The following is a 15,843-nucleotide window of genomic DNA, read 5'->3' on the forward strand; positions in this document are numbered from 1 at the left end:
GCGGGTGATGCCGCTCCCGCTGTTAGCGAATACCATCAGCAAGATTGAAATGCAGGAGTCAGCGATGCCGATCCGTATATTCCCCCCGATTCTGGCCAACCAGATTCCGGTTGGTGGAGAGGTGGTGGAGCGTCCCTCCTGGAGCCTTAAGAGACTGACCATCAGCAAGATTGAAATTCAGGAGTAAATGATGCCGATCCGTATTTTGCCACCCATTCTGGCCAACCAGATTGCAGCCGGAGAGGTGGTGGAGCGGCCCTCTTCTGTGGTGAAAGAGCTGGTGGAAAACAGCCTGGATGCGGGGGCCGACCGGGTCGAGATCGACATCGACAAGGGGGGCGCCAAGCTGATCCGCATCCGTGACAACGGCTGTGGCGTCGCCAAAGACGAGCTGGTGCTGGCGCTGTCGCGTCATGCGACCTCCAAGGTGGCCACGCTGGACGATCTGGAAGGGATCAACAGCCTCGGTTTTCGTGGCGAGGCGCTCGCCTCCATCAGCTCGGTCTCCCGTCTCACCTTCACCTCTCGTACTGCAGATCAGTCCGAAGCCTGGCAAGCCCAGGCGGAAGGGCGCGAAATGAGCGTCACCATCAAGCCGGCGGCCCATCCGGTGGGCACCACGGTGGAGGTGGTGGATCTCTTCTTCAATACCCCCGCGCGGCGCAAGTTCATGCGCAGCGAAAAGACCGAGTTTGCCCATATCGACGAGCTGGTGCGCCGCATCGCGCTCTCCCGCTTCGATGCCACCCTGATCCTGCGCCACAATGGCAAGGTGGTGCGCCAGTACAAGGCCGCCAATACCGTGCCGGAGCAGGAGCGTCGCCTCGCCGCCGTTTGCGGCACCCCTTTCATGCACCATGCGCTGGCGGTGGAGAGCGAGCACAGCGACGTGCGTCTGTGGGGCTGGCTGGCGACTCCGGAGGGGGCAAGACCGCAAAACGATCTGCAATACACCTATGTCAACGGCCGGATGATGCGCGACAAGCTCATCAATCACGCCATTCGTCAGGCCTATGACGAGCTGCTGCCTCCCGATCGCTTCGCCGCTTATGTGCTCTATATCGAGCTGGATCCCCGTCAGGTGGATGTCAACGTCCACCCGGCCAAGCATGAGGTGCGCTTCCATCAGGCGCGACTGATCCACGACTTTATCTTTCAGGCGCTGTTTACTGCGCTGCGCCGCGAAGGAGTCAGCGCCGCTCATCAGGACGAGCCGTTGGCCGAAACTCTGGTCGAGTTGCCGGTCAGTCCGCAGATTGAATATCCCGGTCAGGCGCCACGCCCAGAGTGGTACGGTGCCGAGCACAGCTACCGGGCACCTGCACAGGTGCGGGAGGGGGGAGGTGGGGCTGGCCGAGCCAGCAATTATCAACCGCCCGAGCCCCCAAGCCGGGAGGCGATGCGCGGCATGGGCGTTCTGCTTACTACGCTGCCTATCGCAGCTGAGGCTGCTCCTGCGCAGCCCACTGATCCAGTGCCGTCACCCAGACAGGGGGGATGTCGCGCCCTGACACTGGTGGAGCAGGCCTACCTGTTGATCGAGCGGGATAATCAGCTGGCGCTGCTCTCGCTGGTACGCGCCGAGCGGGTGCTGCTGCGCCATTGGCTGCTGGAGACCTGGGGTCAGGGGCTGGCGGCCCAGCCACTGTTGCTGCCGGTCTCCTTCAAGCTGCCGAAGAATTTGATCGCGCTGGTGACCGAGCAGGAGCGTTTGCTGAAACGGATGGGGCTGGAGTTGAAAAGCGGGGGGCGCGACACCATGATCCTGACTCGGGTGCCGGCTCTGCTGCGCCAGACCGATCTGGTTCGTCTGTTACCCGAATTGCTGCAAATTATCGAGGGCGGATCTGACAGTGATGCTGGTCAGCAGGCTGAAGTATTATGCCAATGGCTGGTGGAGCAGGGGATAAGTCGCGAGAAGATATACGATTTTTCAACTGCCAGTCGTCTGCTGACGGAACTTGTGACCGATTTCAGTGACCAACTGGCAGACATTCGCATGGTGCGCCCCCTTTCGCTGGCGACCGTGCTGGAGGAGTTTGAACATGGCGAGTGACTTGCCGACCGCAATTTTTCTGATGGGGCCGACGGCCTCCGGCAAGACGGATCTCGCCATTGAACTGTGCCAGGCATTGCCTTGCGACATCATCAGCGTCGATTCGGCGCTGATCTATCGTGGCATGGATATAGGTACGGCCAAGCCGACTGCCGATGAGCTGGCGCGGGCCCCGCACCGGCTGATCGACATTCTTGACCCGGCCTTGAGCTATTCGGCAGCCGATTTTTGCAAGGATGCCCTGCGGGAGATGAAAGAGATCGCCGACCGTGGCCGCATTCCGCTGCTGGTAGGCGGCACCATGCTCTATTTCAAGGCGCTGCTGGAGGGATTGTCCCCGCTGCCCTCCGCCGATCCCGCCATTCGAGCCGGGATTGAGGAAGAGGCTGCCCGCCTCGGTTGGCAGGCGCTGCACGATGAGCTGGTACGCATCGACCCGGTGGCCGGAGCGCGAATTCACCCCAATGACCCGCAGCGACTCTCCCGGGCACTGGAGGTCTACCGCATCAGCGGCAAGACCCTTACCGAGCTGACGCAGGTGCAGGGGGAGGGCTTGCCCTATCGGGTGCAGCAGTTTGCCATCGCCCCGAGTGATCGTGCCGTGCTGCATCAGCGTATCGAACAGCGCTTTGACAAGATGCTGCAAGGTGGCTTTGAACAGGAGGTTCGTGCGCTGATGGCGCGCGGCGATCTGCACCCGGATCTCCCCTCCATTCGCTGTGTGGGTTATCGCCAAATGTGGGACTACCTGTGCGGTGAAGTGGGGTATGATGAGATGCGTTATCGTGGCATTGTTGCCACACGCCAATTGGCAAAACGACAGATGACCTGGTTGCGCGGCTGGCCCGACGTGACCTGGTTGGAATCTGGTGAGTCTGGCAATCTCGACCGCGTGCTTGCTCGCGCTGGTGCGGCTTGACACTCCCTGTATAATCAGGTTGTTATATTGATATTCGGTGTTTAAAAACAACAAACTATAAGGAAAAGAAAAATGGCTAAGGGGCAATCTCTCCAAGACCCGTTTTTGAATGCGCTGCGCCGTGAGCGGATTCCTGTTTCTATCTATTTGGTGAACGGCATCAAACTGCAAGGTCAGATCGAGTCTTTTGACCAGTTTGTTATCCTGCTGAAAAACACCGTGAGCCAGATGGTTTACAAGCACGCCATCTCGACTGTCGTACCGGCCCGTGCCGTCAATCATCACCAGCCCACTCCGGGTGGCGCGGCTGATGAACAGGGTGATGCCGAGGCGTGATATCCCTGGGCGAGTCGACTCGCCAACTCAGATTCATCATGATTCCTGTTAAGGAGCAAGCGCTTGTTTGACCGTTATGAAGCTGGCGAACAGGCCGTTCTGGTGCATGTCAACTTCAGTGATGAGGGTGAGCGGGAGGATCTGGAAGAGCTCAAGATGTTGGTGAGCTCGGCCGGAGTCAATGCGCTGGGGGTAATTACCACCAGTCGCAGTGCGCCCAGTGCCAAATTTTTTGTCGGCAGTGGCAAGGCTGAAGAGATCGCGTCCCAAGTCCAGATGCTGGATGCCGACGTCGTCATCTTCAACCATGCCCTGACCCCTGCCCAGGAGCGCAACCTGGAGCGTCTGTTCCAGTGCCGGGTGGTGGATCGAACCGGCCTGATCCTCGATATCTTTGCCCAGCGCGCCCGAACCCACGAAGGTAAACTGCAGGTCGAACTGGCCCAGTTGCGCCATCTTTCCACTCGTCTGGTGCGAGGCTGGACCCACCTTGAGCGTCAAAAGGGCGGGATCGGTCTGCGTGGTCCGGGTGAAACTCAGCTTGAAACTGACCGACGTCTGCTGCGGGAACGCATCAAGGCGATTTTGCGTCGGCTCGACAAGGTGGCCAAGCAGCGGGAGCAGGGACGCCGTGCCCGCAACCGCAACGAAGTGCCGACGGTGTCACTGGTTGGTTATACCAACGCCGGAAAGTCCACTTTGTTCAACCAACTTACAGCTGCCAGCGTGTATGCTGCCGACCAATTGTTCGCAACTCTGGATCCTACCCTGCGTAAACTGGTGATCCGGGATGTGGGTGATGTGATTTTGGCGGATACAGTTGGATTTATTCGACACTTGCCCCATGATCTGGTCGCGGCCTTCAAGGCTACCCTGCAGGAGACCCGTGAAGCGGATCTGCTGCTGCATGTGGTGGACTGTGCCGATGAGCAGATGCAGGAGAATATCGACTCCGTGCAGCAGGTGTTGGCCGAGATCGAAGCCGATGACAGGCCCCAGCTGATGATCTGCAACAAGATCGACAAGCTGGCGGATCGTCCGGCAGGTCTGGAGCGAGATGACGAGGGGCGCCCGTTGCGCGTCTGGTTGTCGGCCCAGACTGGTGAAGGTTGTGAGCATCTGCTTACGGCGCTGACCGAATTGCTGGCTGGCTCCATGGTGCATCACACCCTGCAGTTGCCTCCTTCTGCCGCGAGATTGCGCAGTGTGCTCTATCAGCTGAAAGGGATTGAGCAGGAAGGTTTTAGCGAGGAGGGGGATTTCGTGCTGGAAGTCCGCTTGCAAGTGGCCGACTGGAACCGCCTCGTGAAACAGGAAGGTGAGAGTTTACAACGCTTTATCAGGCATTGATTCGTTGATGAAGATGAACCCTTAGGGGCTTCTCAACGTATGATGGCCCGGTAGAGATGATATCCATCCGCATGTATTAATGGAGACGCTGATGGCTTGGAATGAGCCTGGTAACAACGGCAAAGACCGTGACCCTTGGGGGAATAACGGCAAGAATCAGGGACCCCCTGATCTGGATGAAATGCTGCGCAAAGTGAGTCGCCGTTTCGGTGGCTTGTTTGGTGGCGGCAAATCTGGCGGCGATGTAGGTCGCTTTGGTATCTCCATCGCGCTGGTTGTGGCTGTGGTGGTGTGGGTCGTCAGCGGCTTCTACACCATTCGCGAAGCGGAGCGTGGTGCCGTGCTGCGGTTTGGCAAGTTTTCCCATATTGTCGAGCCGGGCCTGCGCTGGAAGCCGACCTTTATCGATCAGGTGATCCCCGTGGACGTCGAGTCCGTGCGCTCCCTGCCTGCCTCCGGTTTCATGCTGACTCAGGATGAGAACGTGGTACGGGTCGAGATGGACGTGCAGTACCGTGTGGTCAATCCCGAGCAGTATCTGTTCAGCGTGACCAATGCCGACGAGAGTCTGGGTCAGGCCACCGATAGCGCTCTGCGCTACGTGGTGGGTCATACCCGGATGGATGACGTGCTGACTACCGGTCGTGAGAAGGTGCGTCAGGAGACCTGGCAGGTGATCGATGGCATCATCGAGCCCTACCAGATGGGTCTGCAGATCGTCGACGTCAACTTCCTGCCGGCGCGTCCGCCGGAAGAGGTGAAAGACGCGTTTGATGACGCCATCTCCGCTCAGGAAGATGAGCAGCGTTTCATTCGTGAAGCAGAAGCCTATGCCCGTGAAGTGGAGCCCAAGGCCCGTGGCCAGGTGAAGCGTCTGGAGCAGGAAGCGGAAGCTTACAAATCCCAGATCGTGTTGAAAGCCCAGGGTGAAGTTGCTCGCTTCAACGAGCTGCTGCCCCAGTATCTGGCTGCCCCCGAGCTGACCCGTGAGCGTATCTATCTGGAAACCATGGAAGAGCTCTATCAGCAGGCCAACAAGGTGGTGGTCGACATGCCGGCTGGCAACAACAGCATGATCTACCTGCCGCTCGACAAGCTGTCTGGCAAGCCGAAGGCTGCCCAGTCTGATCGTGCCACTGTCGCTCCGGTCACAGAGCAGGTCCCCGTTTCCAACGAGGGTGCCAACTCTACGCCGACAATGCCGCTGCGTAGCGGTGACCGCTTCAGCTCAGGGAGAAACTGATAGATGAAAAAGCTAGCTATTGGTGCAATCGCTGTCGCGGCCATGGTCTGCTTCTCCTCTGTCTTTATCGTTGATGAAGGTCAGAAGGGGATTGTCGTGCAGTTTGGCAAGGTGAAGCGGGTTGACTCCGGTGAGCCCCGCCTCTATGAGCCGGGCCTGCACTTCAAGGTGCCGCTCATCGACCAGGTTCGCAAGATGGATGCCCGCATCCAGACCATTGACAGCCAGGCCGACCGTTTTGTCACCTCCGAGAAGAAAGACCTGATCATCGACTCCTACGTGAAGTGGAAGATCGAGGACTTCTCCAAGTACTACCTGGCAACCGGTGGTGGCAACAAGCTGCAGGCGGAAGATCTGCTCAAGCGCAAGATCAATAACGGTCTGCGTTCCGAGATCGGTAACCGCACCATCAAGGACATCGTCTCCGGTGAGCGCAGTACCGTGATGGAAGATGCCCTGAAGAAGATGGCGCGCTCCTCCGAGCTCGGCATCAAGGTGGTGGATGTGCGGATCAAGCAGATCAACCTGCCGGTGGAAGTCTCCAACTCCATTTACCAGCGGATGCGTGCCGAGCGAACCGCAGTTGCCCGTGAGCACCGCTCTCAGGGTCGCGAGAAGGCTGAAATCCTGCGTGCCGATATCGACCGCAAGGTAACCGTCATGATCGCTGACGCCGAGAGTAACGCTCGCCAGCTGCGCGGTGAAGGGGATGCGGAAGCCGCCAAGATCTATGCCGACAGCTACAAGAAAGACCCCGAGTTTTTCAGCTTCGTGCGTAGCATGGAGGCCTATCGCAAGAGCTTTGCCGGTGGCAACGACCTGATGGTGTTGAAGCCGGACAGCGAGTTCTTCCGTTACCTCAAGTCTCCTCACGGCACCAAGCAGTAATCGCCACGAGGTCACATTCAAAGGGTCTGCATTGTCAGACCCTTTTGTTTTTGGTGCCAATGCCAGCCGTCGACCCGGGTGGCTGGTTGCATTGAAGGAGGTCGGATGCTGACATCCATGCTGATGGGGTTTGGATTGCTGCTGTTGTTCGAGGGGCTAGGCCCGTTGTTGATGCCCAGGGCATGGCAGCAGATGTTGCGGCTGCTGAGCGATCAGCCACCGGAGCAGTTGCGCCGTATCGGCGGCTCGTTAGTGGTTGCGGGTAGCGTGATCCTCTGGATGCTGAGTCGCTGAGTCTGGCGCAATGCACTGTCCAGCAGATAGCAGACAATAAAAAAGAGGCCGAAGGCCTCTTTTTTCATGCATGACGTTTACTCAGGCACTGCGCTGCACGGCCATGTGGGTCAGTGTTTCCAGCGCCTGTTTGTGCGGGGAGTCCGGCAGGATGGCGAGGGCGGCAATGGCCTTGTCGGCCTCTTCTCTGGCACGCATGCGGGAGTACTCCAGCGCGCCAGTGCGGTCGAGAATGCCGAGGATCTGCTCAAGATGCTCCATGCCGTTGCGGTGCTCGATGGCATCGCGCACCAGCTGGCGCTCTTCCGGCGTGCCCACTTCCATGGCGCGCAGCAGCGGCAGGGTCGGTTTGCCTTCGGCCAGATCGTCGCCGACGTTCTTACCCATCTCTTCGCTCTGGGAGCAGTAGTCCATCACGTCATCGATGATCTGGAACGCGGTGCCCAGATACTTGCCGTAATCGGTCATGGCCTGTTCGACGGGCTCGGGCTGATGAGTCAGCACGGCTGCAAGACGAGTGGCGGCCTCGAACAGCTTGGCGGTCTTGCAGTAGATGACCGTCATGTAGCTCTCTTCGGTGGTATCCGGGTCGTTGCAGTTCATCAGCTGCAACACTTCTCCTTCGGCGATGGTGTTGGTGGCATCCGAGAGGATCTCCATCACCCGCAGGTTGGAGAGTTCGGCCATCATCTGAAAGGAGCGGCTATAGAGGTAGTCACCGACCAGCACGCTGGCGGCATTGCCAAACATGGCGTTGGCGGTCTCCCGGCCGCGGCGCAGGTCGGATTCGTCGACCACGTCGTCATGCAGCAGGGTAGAGGTGTGAATGAATTCGATGATGGCGGCCAGTTTCAGGTGATCCTCACCCTCATAGCCCAGCGCACGCGCAGCCATCACGGTCAGCATGGGGCGCATCCGTTTCCCGCCGGCGCTGACAATGTAGAAACCCAGCTGATTAATCAGACTAACGTCGGACTGGAGTCGGGCCAGGATCAGTTCATTGACCGCCGTCATGTCGGCGGCACAGAGCGCACGGATAGTCTGTTGGTCCATAAGTCTCGTAACGTGACAGCAGCAATAACTGCGATTTTAGTAATGGCAGGGATTCTACACGATTTCACAATGGGTTACAGTTAGGCGTTTATCCACGGCGGCAGATATGCGCACAAAATAAACTTTTTGCTAAATTGGCCTTGCCTGAGCAGATCGATTTGCGTAGAATGCCCGCCCATTGTTATAGGTTTTTGCGCATGTCTAGCCTTGAGCAAAAGACATGCCTTTACGGAGTTAATCAAATGTACGCGGTATTCCAAAGCGGCGGAAAACAACACCGTGTGGCCGAAGGTCAAATCGTTCGTCTGGAAAAGCTGAACGTTGAGACTGGCGCTACCATCGACTTCAACGAAGTTCTGATGGTTGCTGCAGGCGACACTTTTAAAGTAGGTGCTCCTTTCGTTGAAGGTGGCAAGGTTGTAGCTGAAGTTGTGGCTCACGGCCGTGGCGAGAAAGTGACTATCGTCAAGTTCCGTCGTCGTAAGCACCATCGTAAGCAAGCGGGCCACCGTCAGTGGTTCACTGAAGTCAAAATCACTGGCATCAGCGCTTAATTAGAGGAGTCCGATAAATGGCACACAAAAAAGCTGGCGGTTCATCCCGCAACGGTCGCGATTCTGAAGCTAAACGCCTGGGCGTGAAGCGTTTCGGCGGCGAAACAGTTCTGGCTGGCAGCATCATCGTTCGTCAACGTGGTACCAAGTTCCACGCTGGCACCAACGTTGGTCTGGGCAAGGATCACACCCTGTTCGCTACCGCGACTGGTAAAATCCTGTTCGAAGTTAAAGGTCCGCTGAATCGTAAGTACGTTAGCATCGTTGCTGAGTAATTACGGACCGCAAGGATCCGAAGCCCCGCCAACAGGCGGGGCTTTTGTTTTTCTGACGTCTTTCTGATGTCGTTGACGAAAAAACGGAACGCAGCTGACTTTGGCTCTGACGGGCATGATTGGCAAGATGCGTATCGCCCGCAGGGGTCTGTACCACTATAATTGCGTATCGGTTTTTCGAATTAAGGTGACGGTTACCTATGAAGTTTGTTGATGAAGTCCAGATTCGAGTCGATGCCGGTGACGGTGGTAACGGTTGTGTAAGCTTTCGCCGTGAAAAATATATTCCCAACGGTGGTCCGGATGGCGGTGACGGCGGTGACGGTGGCGACGTATATCTGATCGCCGACGAGAACCTCAATACCCTGATCGACTACCGTTTCGAGCGTTTCCATGCTGCCGAGCGCGGTGAGAATGGCCAGAGCGCCAACTGTACCGGTCGCCGCGGCAAGGACAAGATCCTGCGTGTGCCTGTCGGTACCCGGGCGACCGATGAGGATACCGGTGAACTGCTGGGGGATCTGACCCACCACGAGCAGAAGCTGCTGGTTGCCAAAGGTGGTTTCCACGGTCTGGGCAACACCCGCTTCAAGAGCTCCGTCAACCGTGCTCCCCGCCAGAAGAGTAACGGTACTCCGGGTGAAGTGCGTACCCTGAAGCTGGAGCTGCTGCTGCTGGCCGATGTCGGTATGCTAGGTCTGCCCAACGCCGGCAAGTCTACCTTTATTCGCGCCGTGTCTGCGGCTCGCCCGAAAGTGGCTGACTACCCCTTCACTACCCTGGTACCGAACCTGGGTGTGGTGCGTGGTGAGAACTCCCGCTCCTTCGTGATCGCCGATATCCCGGGCCTGATCGAAGGCGCTGCCGAAGGTGCAGGTCTGGGTATCCGCTTCCTGAAACACCTCGAGCGTTGCCGCGTGCTGATCCACCTGGTGGATATCTGCCCGGTTGATGGCTCCGATCCTGCTGAAAATGCCGTGACCATCGTCAAGGAGCTGGAGAAGTACAGCCCGGAACTGGCTGGCAAGCCGCGCTGGTTGGTGTTCAACAAGATGGACCTGATCCTGGAAGAAGAAGCCCAGGAGGTGATGGATCGCGTCAAGGCGGCCCTGAACCACGAAGGTCCGGTCTATGCTATCACTGCCATCAGCAAGGAAGGCACCAAGAAGGTCTGCTACGACATTCTGGATCTGCTGGATACCATGCCCCGTCAGCTGGCGGAAGATGCCAAAGACGCCATCGAGAAGGTGGAGTTCAAGTGGGACGACTACCACAAGAACCAGTTGGCCAAGGCTGAAGCGGAAGCACTGGCTGCCTCTCTTGCCTTCGATGAAGGGCTTGATGATGACGATTGGGATGACGACGAAGATGATGGCGTTGAAGTCATCTACGTCCGTGACTGATCCCCGTCACTCTCATTGAAAACCGGAGCCTGAACAGGCTCCGGTTTTTTTATGTCTATCGAGCAGCAACGCATTAGGTATATTTGTGATGTCACTTATTGCCTGCTACTGATAACCGATTATACTGCCCACCAAAATTAACAATAGCGAAACAATCATCTGGCGATGTCGATTGAATCGATATGCGCCGCTGTATCTCATTGTTTTAATGGAAGGTTTGCCTGTGGAAATATTTATGCGCAAATTTCAGCATTAAGGGCTTGTTTGTGCATTTTTTTAGAGTATTCTTGCGCCCGCTTTGCCGGTTAATGCATGAATACGCAGGTTGGCCGGGCTAGGGAAAAGTAACATTAGGGCAGTCATATCATGTTGGAAAAGAGTCTCGAAGCACCTGCGGTCAATACTCGCCGTAACTTGTTGATGTTTCTGGTTCCGTCACTTATCGGGATCCTGTTGTTCATGACGCCGGTCGTCTATGACGGTAACGTCACCATCCCGGTGGCCGTGCTGGCCAAGTTGGTGCAGCGTGTTTTTGCCGATTATCTGGTCGCCATGGTCAGTGCGGTGATCACCACCACCATGCTGATGACGGTGATTGCCTGGTTGTTCAAGCCGGCGATTCTGGTGCGTCGTCCTTTCCTCAACAGCTTGTTCAATGTCTCCCCTTTCTGGGCCTGCGTGCGGGTATTGGGCGGTATCTTCGTGCTGCTGACCTTCTTCCAGGTGGGGCCAGAGGTGCTTTACTCCGGCGCAACCGGTGGACTGGTGCTCAACGATCTGCTGCCGGTGCTGTTCTCTGTCTTCATTTTTGCCGGCCTGCTGCTGCCGTTGCTGCTCGATTTCGGGCTGCTGGAATTTGTCGGCACCATGATGACCCGCATCATGCGTCCGGTGTTCCGGTTGCCGGGTCGCTCCGCAGTGGACTGCTTTGCCTCCTGGCTTGGCGATGGCAGCGTTGGCATCCTGCTGACCAGCAAGCAGTACGAAGGGAAGTTCTATACCCAGCGTGAAGCCGCGGTGATTGGCACCACCTTCTCTGCCGTCTCCATCACCTTCTGTCTGGTGGTGATCTCCCAGGTGAAGCTGGAGCACATGTTCGTCCCCTTCTACCTGACCGTCTGTCTGGCGGGGGTGGTTGCCGCCATCGTGGTGCCGCGTCTGCCGCCGCTCTGCTGGAAGAAGGACATCTATGCCGATGGCACTCCCCTGTGCCGCAAGCAGGAAGCAGTGCCGCCCCAGCACAGCGTAATGAGCTATGGTTTCGAGCGTGCGCTGACCAAGGCTGACAGCATGACTGATCTCGGTGCCGTCGCGCGGGAAGGGGTGAAGAATGCACTGGATATGGTGTTTGGCGTGCTGCCGGTGGTGATGGCGATCGGTACCTGCGCCCTGATGCTGGCCGAACATACCCCTATCTTCAACTGGCTTGGCGCCCCGTTTGTCCCCTTGCTGGAGCTGCTGCAACTGCCGGAGGCGGAAGCGGCGTCCAAGACCATCATGGTCGGTTTTGCCGACATGTTCATTCCGGCGGTGCTGGCCTCGACCATCGAGAGCGACATGACCCGCTTCGTGATTGCCGCCATGTCGGTGACCCAGCTGATCTATATGTCGGAAGTGGGCGCCCTGCTGCTGGGCAGCAAGATCCCGGTCAAGTTGTGGGAGCTGTTCGTTATCTTCCTGCTGCGCACTCTGGTTACCTTGCCGGTTATTGCCGGGGTGGCACACCTGCTGTTCTAAGAGCGCAGCGCAGTGAAAAACGGTCAACCTCGGTTGACCGTTTTCTTTTTCGCAGTGACGGGAGAGAGTACTCCTTCGGTTGGCTCAGCCTGTAGTGACAGGACACTGGATAGTCAGCGAGTGGACCGTGTTGGCGATGCTATAGGGCTTGGCAGCTTGGTAGATTTTCTTCTCGTCGTCATAGCTTCCCCCCATATACTGGGTGCTGTAGAGCGTCTGCTGGCGACGGTCGGTCTCCTTGTAACCTTGTGGGCAGGTCTGGTTGGCCTGCTGGAAGCAGGCTTTCATGCTGCTGCACTCGATGTAAAAGCCGCGCTGGCTGGGATTGGCAAGGTGCACCGGGGTGACGGTGGGGGCGGGAGGAGACAACAGGGCGCAACCGGAGAGCGTCAGCGCGCCCAGCAGAACGAGATGTTTTGACATAGATAACCTGAACAGTGTGGTGTGACAAAGAGTGAGGGGGAGTCTGTTGCTCCCCCTTCGCTATAGGGGCACCGTTATAACCAGCCTGGGGCGCTCAGGCCAGCCCGCAAATGTAAGAAAATATGATCCACCCCCGGGCTTGCGCGGCCAGCAAAATGAGCATTCAAACAATACTTGCCTGAGATTTGTTCCGTTCGATTGCTGCCGCTTGGCAGGCAGAGTGTGGCAGGAGATAGTGATTCATTCAGGTATCCCGTGCTACATTGCCCCACTTGTTACTGGCCTGTAAATCAATGGAGTGACCCATGTCTGCCATCCCCTATTCCGTGCTCGATCTGGTGCCTGTTGCCGAAGGTTCCGTGCCTGCCGAGTCATTTCGCCGTTCGCGGGATCTTGCCCGCCATGCCGAGGGTTGGGGTTACCAGCGCTACTGGCTGGCCGAACATCACAACATGCCGGGCATTGCCAGTGCCGCCACCTCGGTGCTGATCGGCCATCTGGCCGAAGCCACCACCACCCTGCGGATCGGCGCGGGTGGCATCATGTTGCCGAACCACTCGCCGCTGGTGATTGCCGAACAGTTTGGCACTTTGGCTTCGCTCTATCCGGATCGCATCGATCTCGGCCTTGGTCGCGCCCCCGGGACCGATCAACGCACCATGCGGGCGCTGCGGCGAATGCGCAGCGGCGAGGTGGATGATTTTCCGGCCGATGTGCGCGAGTTGATGAGCTACTTTGGCGACGAGATTGGCGCGGTGCAGGCGGTACCCGGGCAGGGGCTGCATCTGCCCATCTGGCTGCTGGGCTCCAGCCTCTACAGTGCCCAATTGGCTGCGGCGATGGGTTTGCCGTTCGGGTTTGCCTCCCATTTTGCTCCCGCCATGTTGCTGCAGGCGTTGGAGACCTATCGTAGCCAGTATCGCCCCTCTGCTCGTTGGCCCAAGCCCCATGCGGTGGTCTGCATCAACATGATCGCCGCCGACAGCGAGCAGGAGGCCCGCTTCCAGTTCACTACCGTGCAGCAGCAGTTCTTGCGCCTTCATCGCGGTGATGCGGGCAAGCTGCCCGCGCCGGTCGTCCAGCTTGGCGACGAGTGGGCGCCCCGTGAGCTGATGGCGATGGAGCAGACCCTGGCTCGCTCTCTGGTGGGCGACCCTGAGCTGGTTCGTCACGGCCTCAAGGCGCTGCTGGCGGAAACCCGTGCCGATGAGCTGATGTTCAATGGTCCTATCGTCGATCATCAGGCCCGACTGCGCTCCTTTGAAATTGCCGCCGAGCTGATGCAGAGCCTGTAAGCCATGACGAACCCTACTGTCGCGGTGGATGAGGTGTATTGGAATCCCATGGTACCGGAGCTGTCGGTTACCGATCTGGCTCGATCTCTGGTTTTCTATACCGGTTTGTTGGGCTTCTCGGTCCGCTATCGGCGCGATGACCCTCCTTTTGCTTATCTTGAACAGCAACAGGTACAACTGATGCTGGAGCAGGTACATCCGGCGGGTTGGCAGGTCGGGGCGCTGGAGCCACCGTTCGGTCGGGGAATCAATCTGCAGATGGAGCTGACCGAGATCCAGCCGCTACTCGACCGCTTGCAGGCTGCCGGGATTGCACTTTTCCGGCAGCCCACTGAGGTCTGGTATCCAGTGGGCGAGATGCTGGCCGGGCAGCGCGAATTTTTGCTGCAGGATCCCGATGGTTATCTGTTACGGTTTGTGCAATCTCTGGGGGAACGAGCGGCTGGCTGACAAGATCAAAATCTTAACCATCTGATTTTAAAGGACTGTCAGATGTATGTCGGCTATCTGTCGTGTCACCTTTCGCGGCGTAAGCCCTATGCTGGCCCTGTCAATTACCACAAGGAGTTCGAGATGATCGTCAGGAAGTTGAGATTGCAACGGGGTTGGTCTCAGGATCAGTTGGCAACGTTGACTGGTTTGAGTGTCCGCACTATCCAGCGGATCGAGCAGGGGCAGCAACCCGGACTGGAATCTCTCAAGGCCCTGGCCGCCGTCTTTGAACTCGATGTGGCTCAACTGGATGGATCAGAGCAACAGGAGCGCGAGATGAGAGGAAGTGACACTATGGGTCAGGATGCGGTGCAGGTATCGGCAGAGGAGCGGTCGGCAATGCGCTATGTGGAGGAGCTCAAGGGCTTCTATCACCATGTCGCCAGCTATGTGGTGGTGATCTGCGGGCTGTTTGTCATCAACTACCTGAGCAATCCGGAGTACATCTGGGCATGGTGGCCAACCCTGGGTTGGGGGCTGGGACTTGCCTCCCATGCTGTTCGGGTGTTTCAGCCCTTCAAGCTGTTTGGCCCCGAGTGGGAGCGGCGCCAGATCGAGAAGCGGCTGGGGCGCAAGTTGTAACTTCATTCGCCGGAAAACAGGAAGCCTAAAACAGCAAGCCCGGCAGATTGCCGGGCTTTGTGATTGGAGCGGGTTGTGGCCATTCGTGCGGCAGCGACCGCCAGAGTGCTGCGTCCCCCCTAGCTGGCGTGAACCGGGCAGGGGGTGGCGATCAGGGCATCATCCTCGTAGCGCCACAGGGTGAGGCTGTTGCCCCAGACACAGCCGGTATCGAGCGCCTTGATATCGCTCTTGCCAGTGTTGCCCATCAGGGCTGCCCAGTGGCCGAACACCAGAATGGGGTCGTCCACATGGTGTTCACGCTGTTCGAACCAGGGACGCAGCCCCGGGGTCGACTCCTTGGGCCCCTTCTTGCATTTGAAGTCGAGACGACCGTCGAAATAGCAGAAGCGCATCCGGGTGAAGGTGTTGATGATGTAGCGGTAGCGGTCGATCCCGACCAGATCATCTTTCCAGCCATCGGGCTGGTCGCCATACATGTTGTGCAGCAGCCAGCTGTACTGGTCACCGCGCAGCAGGCTCTCTACCTCGCGGGCGCAGTTGCGGGCGGTGCGGACATCCCATGCGGGGGAGATCCCGGCATGCACCATCATGATGGGCAGATCCGGATGTTCGGCCAGCAGCGGGCGGTGGCGCAGCCACTCCAGCAGTTCATCCCGATCCGGGGCATCCATCAGGCTTTGCAGCTTGTCTTTCTTCTTGAGCGGTGCAACGCCATCGGCGACCGCCAGCAGGTGCAGGTCATGGTTGCCGAGCACGGTGACGGCGCGGTTGCCCAGCCCTTTGACAAAACGCAGGGTATTGAGGGAGTCCGGGCCGCGGGCGACCAGATCGCCGCAGAGCCAGAGCACGTCATTTTCGGGATCGAACGCGGCAAGATCCAGCAGACGGCGCAAGTCGTCGTAACAGCCCTGGATGTCACCGACAAAACAGTTCGCCATGA

At 58.2% G+C, this 15,843-nt stretch carries 18 protein-coding genes; 15 read left to right on the forward strand and 3 right to left on the reverse strand.

Going from position 1 to position 15,843, the window contains the following annotated elements:
* Window positions 1–7: 7 nt before the first annotated feature.
* The 8 genes from AB5Y84_RS05010 (at window position 8) to AB5Y84_RS05045 (ending at window position 7,086) form a co-directional block, all read left to right on the forward strand.
* A complete protein-coding gene (locus tag AB5Y84_RS05010) occupies window positions 8–187 on the forward strand; it encodes a hypothetical protein (protein WP_368176492.1) in 180 nt (59 codons plus the stop codon).
* Between the two features lie 3 nt (window positions 188–190).
* Window positions 191–2,056 carry a DNA mismatch repair endonuclease MutL gene (gene mutL, locus AB5Y84_RS05015; protein WP_368176493.1) on the forward strand — a complete coding sequence of 622 codons (1,866 nt, stop codon included), beginning with the start codon at window positions 191–193 and terminating at the stop codon, window positions 2,054–2,056.
* Window positions 2,046–2,975, forward strand: a complete 930-nt coding sequence (miaA, locus tag AB5Y84_RS05020) for a tRNA (adenosine(37)-N6)-dimethylallyltransferase MiaA (RefSeq protein WP_201906629.1) — start codon at window positions 2,046–2,048, stop codon at window positions 2,973–2,975. Before mutL ends, miaA begins: the two co-directional genes overlap by 11 nt.
* Before the next feature lie 72 nt (window positions 2,976–3,047).
* Window positions 3,048–3,311: an RNA chaperone Hfq gene (gene hfq / locus AB5Y84_RS05025; RefSeq protein ID WP_005339045.1), complete on the forward strand. Its 264-nt coding sequence runs from the start codon at window positions 3,048–3,050 to the stop codon at window positions 3,309–3,311.
* A 63-nt stretch (window positions 3,312–3,374) separates the two neighbouring features.
* Entirely contained in the window at window positions 3,375–4,661 is a 1,287-nt protein-coding gene (hflX, locus tag AB5Y84_RS05030) for a ribosome rescue GTPase HflX (RefSeq protein ID WP_368176494.1), read from the forward strand.
* Between the two features lie 91 nt (window positions 4,662–4,752).
* A complete protein-coding gene (gene hflK / locus AB5Y84_RS05035; RefSeq protein ID WP_005339041.1) occupies window positions 4,753–5,904 on the forward strand; it encodes an FtsH protease activity modulator HflK in 1,152 nt (383 codons plus the stop codon).
* A gap of 3 nt (window positions 5,905–5,907) precedes the next feature.
* Window positions 5,908–6,792, forward strand: coding sequence for a protease modulator HflC (gene hflC, locus AB5Y84_RS05040; protein WP_005339038.1), 885 nt, complete (start codon window positions 5,908–5,910; stop codon window positions 6,790–6,792).
* Window positions 6,793–6,897: 105 nt separating this feature from the next.
* Window positions 6,898–7,086, forward strand: coding sequence for a DUF2065 family protein (locus tag AB5Y84_RS05045; protein ID WP_257691895.1), 189 nt, complete (start codon window positions 6,898–6,900; stop codon window positions 7,084–7,086).
* 81 nt (window positions 7,087–7,167) lie between these two features.
* On the opposite strand, the gene ispB is transcribed toward AB5Y84_RS05045, so the two are convergent.
* Entirely contained in the window at window positions 7,168–8,139 is a 972-nt protein-coding gene (gene ispB, locus AB5Y84_RS05050; RefSeq protein ID WP_368176495.1) for an octaprenyl diphosphate synthase, read from the reverse strand.
* Window positions 8,140–8,381: 242 nt separating this feature from the next.
* On the opposite strand from ispB, the gene rplU reads away from it, so the two are divergent.
* From rplU to AB5Y84_RS05070, 4 genes are all read left to right on the forward strand, one after another.
* Entirely contained in the window at window positions 8,382–8,693 is a 312-nt protein-coding gene (rplU, locus tag AB5Y84_RS05055) for a 50S ribosomal protein L21 (protein WP_005304210.1), read from the forward strand.
* A 17-nt stretch (window positions 8,694–8,710) separates the two neighbouring features.
* Window positions 8,711–8,968, forward strand: coding sequence for a 50S ribosomal protein L27 (rpmA, locus tag AB5Y84_RS05060; protein ID WP_005339028.1), 258 nt, complete (start codon window positions 8,711–8,713; stop codon window positions 8,966–8,968).
* Window positions 8,969–9,168: 200 nt separating this feature from the next.
* A complete protein-coding gene (cgtA, locus tag AB5Y84_RS05065) occupies window positions 9,169–10,371 on the forward strand; it encodes an Obg family GTPase CgtA (protein ID WP_005339026.1) in 1,203 nt (400 codons plus the stop codon).
* A 366-nt stretch (window positions 10,372–10,737) separates the two neighbouring features.
* Window positions 10,738–12,108, forward strand: coding sequence for a YjiH family protein (locus tag AB5Y84_RS05070; RefSeq protein ID WP_368176496.1), 1,371 nt, complete (start codon window positions 10,738–10,740; stop codon window positions 12,106–12,108).
* A gap of 84 nt (window positions 12,109–12,192) precedes the next feature.
* On the opposite strand, the gene AB5Y84_RS05075 is transcribed toward AB5Y84_RS05070, so the two are convergent.
* Complete coding sequence (locus tag AB5Y84_RS05075; RefSeq protein ID WP_368176497.1) at window positions 12,193–12,531, reverse strand: hypothetical protein; 339 nt, start codon at window positions 12,529–12,531, stop codon at window positions 12,193–12,195.
* A 305-nt stretch (window positions 12,532–12,836) separates the two neighbouring features.
* Between AB5Y84_RS05075 and AB5Y84_RS05080 the strand changes: the two genes are divergently transcribed.
* From AB5Y84_RS05080 to AB5Y84_RS05090, 3 genes are all read left to right on the forward strand, one after another.
* Complete coding sequence (locus AB5Y84_RS05080; RefSeq protein WP_368176498.1) at window positions 12,837–13,826, forward strand: luciferase-like monooxygenase; 990 nt, start codon at window positions 12,837–12,839, stop codon at window positions 13,824–13,826.
* 3 nt (window positions 13,827–13,829) lie between these two features.
* Entirely contained in the window at window positions 13,830–14,276 is a 447-nt protein-coding gene (locus tag AB5Y84_RS05085; RefSeq protein WP_323930780.1) for a VOC family protein, read from the forward strand.
* A gap of 123 nt (window positions 14,277–14,399) precedes the next feature.
* Window positions 14,400–14,900: a 2TM domain-containing protein gene (locus AB5Y84_RS05090; protein WP_064338711.1), complete on the forward strand. Its 501-nt coding sequence runs from the start codon at window positions 14,400–14,402 to the stop codon at window positions 14,898–14,900.
* Window positions 14,901–15,019: 119 nt separating this feature from the next.
* Here AB5Y84_RS05090 and AB5Y84_RS05095 read toward each other — a convergent pair whose 3' ends face one another.
* Window positions 15,020–15,841 carry a symmetrical bis(5'-nucleosyl)-tetraphosphatase gene (locus tag AB5Y84_RS05095; protein ID WP_005358331.1) on the reverse strand — a complete coding sequence of 274 codons (822 nt, stop codon included), beginning with the start codon at window positions 15,839–15,841 and terminating at the stop codon, window positions 15,020–15,022.
* Window positions 15,842–15,843: the final 2 nt, after the last annotated feature.

Origin of the sequence: Aeromonas sp. s11, from assembly GCF_040907945.1 — a bacterium.
In the GTDB taxonomy this organism is placed as follows: domain Bacteria; phylum Pseudomonadota; class Gammaproteobacteria; order Enterobacterales; family Aeromonadaceae; genus Aeromonas; species Aeromonas veronii.

What these genes read in the sequence shown, in the direction of transcription:
- AB5Y84_RS05010 (WP_368176492.1), top strand. Translation starts at nt 8, where the DNA reads ATGCCGCTCCCGCTGTTAGCGAATACCATCAGCAAGATTGAAATGCAG.
- mutL (WP_368176493.1), top strand. Translation starts at nt 191, where the DNA reads ATGCCGATCCGTATTTTGCCACCCATTCTGGCCAACCAGATTGCAGCC.
- miaA (WP_201906629.1), top strand. Translation starts at nt 2,046, where the DNA reads ATGGCGAGTGACTTGCCGACCGCAATTTTTCTGATGGGGCCGACGGCC.
- hfq (WP_005339045.1), top strand. Translation starts at nt 3,048, where the DNA reads ATGGCTAAGGGGCAATCTCTCCAAGACCCGTTTTTGAATGCGCTGCGC.
- hflK (WP_005339041.1), top strand. Translation starts at nt 4,753, where the DNA reads ATGGCTTGGAATGAGCCTGGTAACAACGGCAAAGACCGTGACCCTTGG.
- hflC (WP_005339038.1), top strand. Translation starts at nt 5,908, where the DNA reads ATGAAAAAGCTAGCTATTGGTGCAATCGCTGTCGCGGCCATGGTCTGC.
- AB5Y84_RS05045 (WP_257691895.1), top strand. Translation starts at nt 6,898, where the DNA reads ATGCTGACATCCATGCTGATGGGGTTTGGATTGCTGCTGTTGTTCGAG.
- ispB (WP_368176495.1), bottom strand. Translation starts at nt 8,139, where the DNA reads ATGGACCAACAGACTATCCGTGCGCTCTGTGCCGCCGACATGACGGCG.
- rplU (WP_005304210.1), top strand. Translation starts at nt 8,382, where the DNA reads ATGTACGCGGTATTCCAAAGCGGCGGAAAACAACACCGTGTGGCCGAA.
- rpmA (WP_005339028.1), top strand. Translation starts at nt 8,711, where the DNA reads ATGGCACACAAAAAAGCTGGCGGTTCATCCCGCAACGGTCGCGATTCT.
- cgtA (WP_005339026.1), top strand. Translation starts at nt 9,169, where the DNA reads ATGAAGTTTGTTGATGAAGTCCAGATTCGAGTCGATGCCGGTGACGGT.
- AB5Y84_RS05070 (WP_368176496.1), top strand. Translation starts at nt 10,738, where the DNA reads ATGTTGGAAAAGAGTCTCGAAGCACCTGCGGTCAATACTCGCCGTAAC.
- AB5Y84_RS05075 (WP_368176497.1), bottom strand. Translation starts at nt 12,531, where the DNA reads ATGTCAAAACATCTCGTTCTGCTGGGCGCGCTGACGCTCTCCGGTTGC.
- AB5Y84_RS05080 (WP_368176498.1), top strand. Translation starts at nt 12,837, where the DNA reads ATGTCTGCCATCCCCTATTCCGTGCTCGATCTGGTGCCTGTTGCCGAA.
- AB5Y84_RS05085 (WP_323930780.1), top strand. Translation starts at nt 13,830, where the DNA reads ATGACGAACCCTACTGTCGCGGTGGATGAGGTGTATTGGAATCCCATG.
- AB5Y84_RS05090 (WP_064338711.1), top strand. Translation starts at nt 14,400, where the DNA reads ATGATCGTCAGGAAGTTGAGATTGCAACGGGGTTGGTCTCAGGATCAG.
- AB5Y84_RS05095 (WP_005358331.1), bottom strand. Translation starts at nt 15,841, where the DNA reads ATGGCGAACTGTTTTGTCGGTGACATCCAGGGCTGTTACGACGACTTG.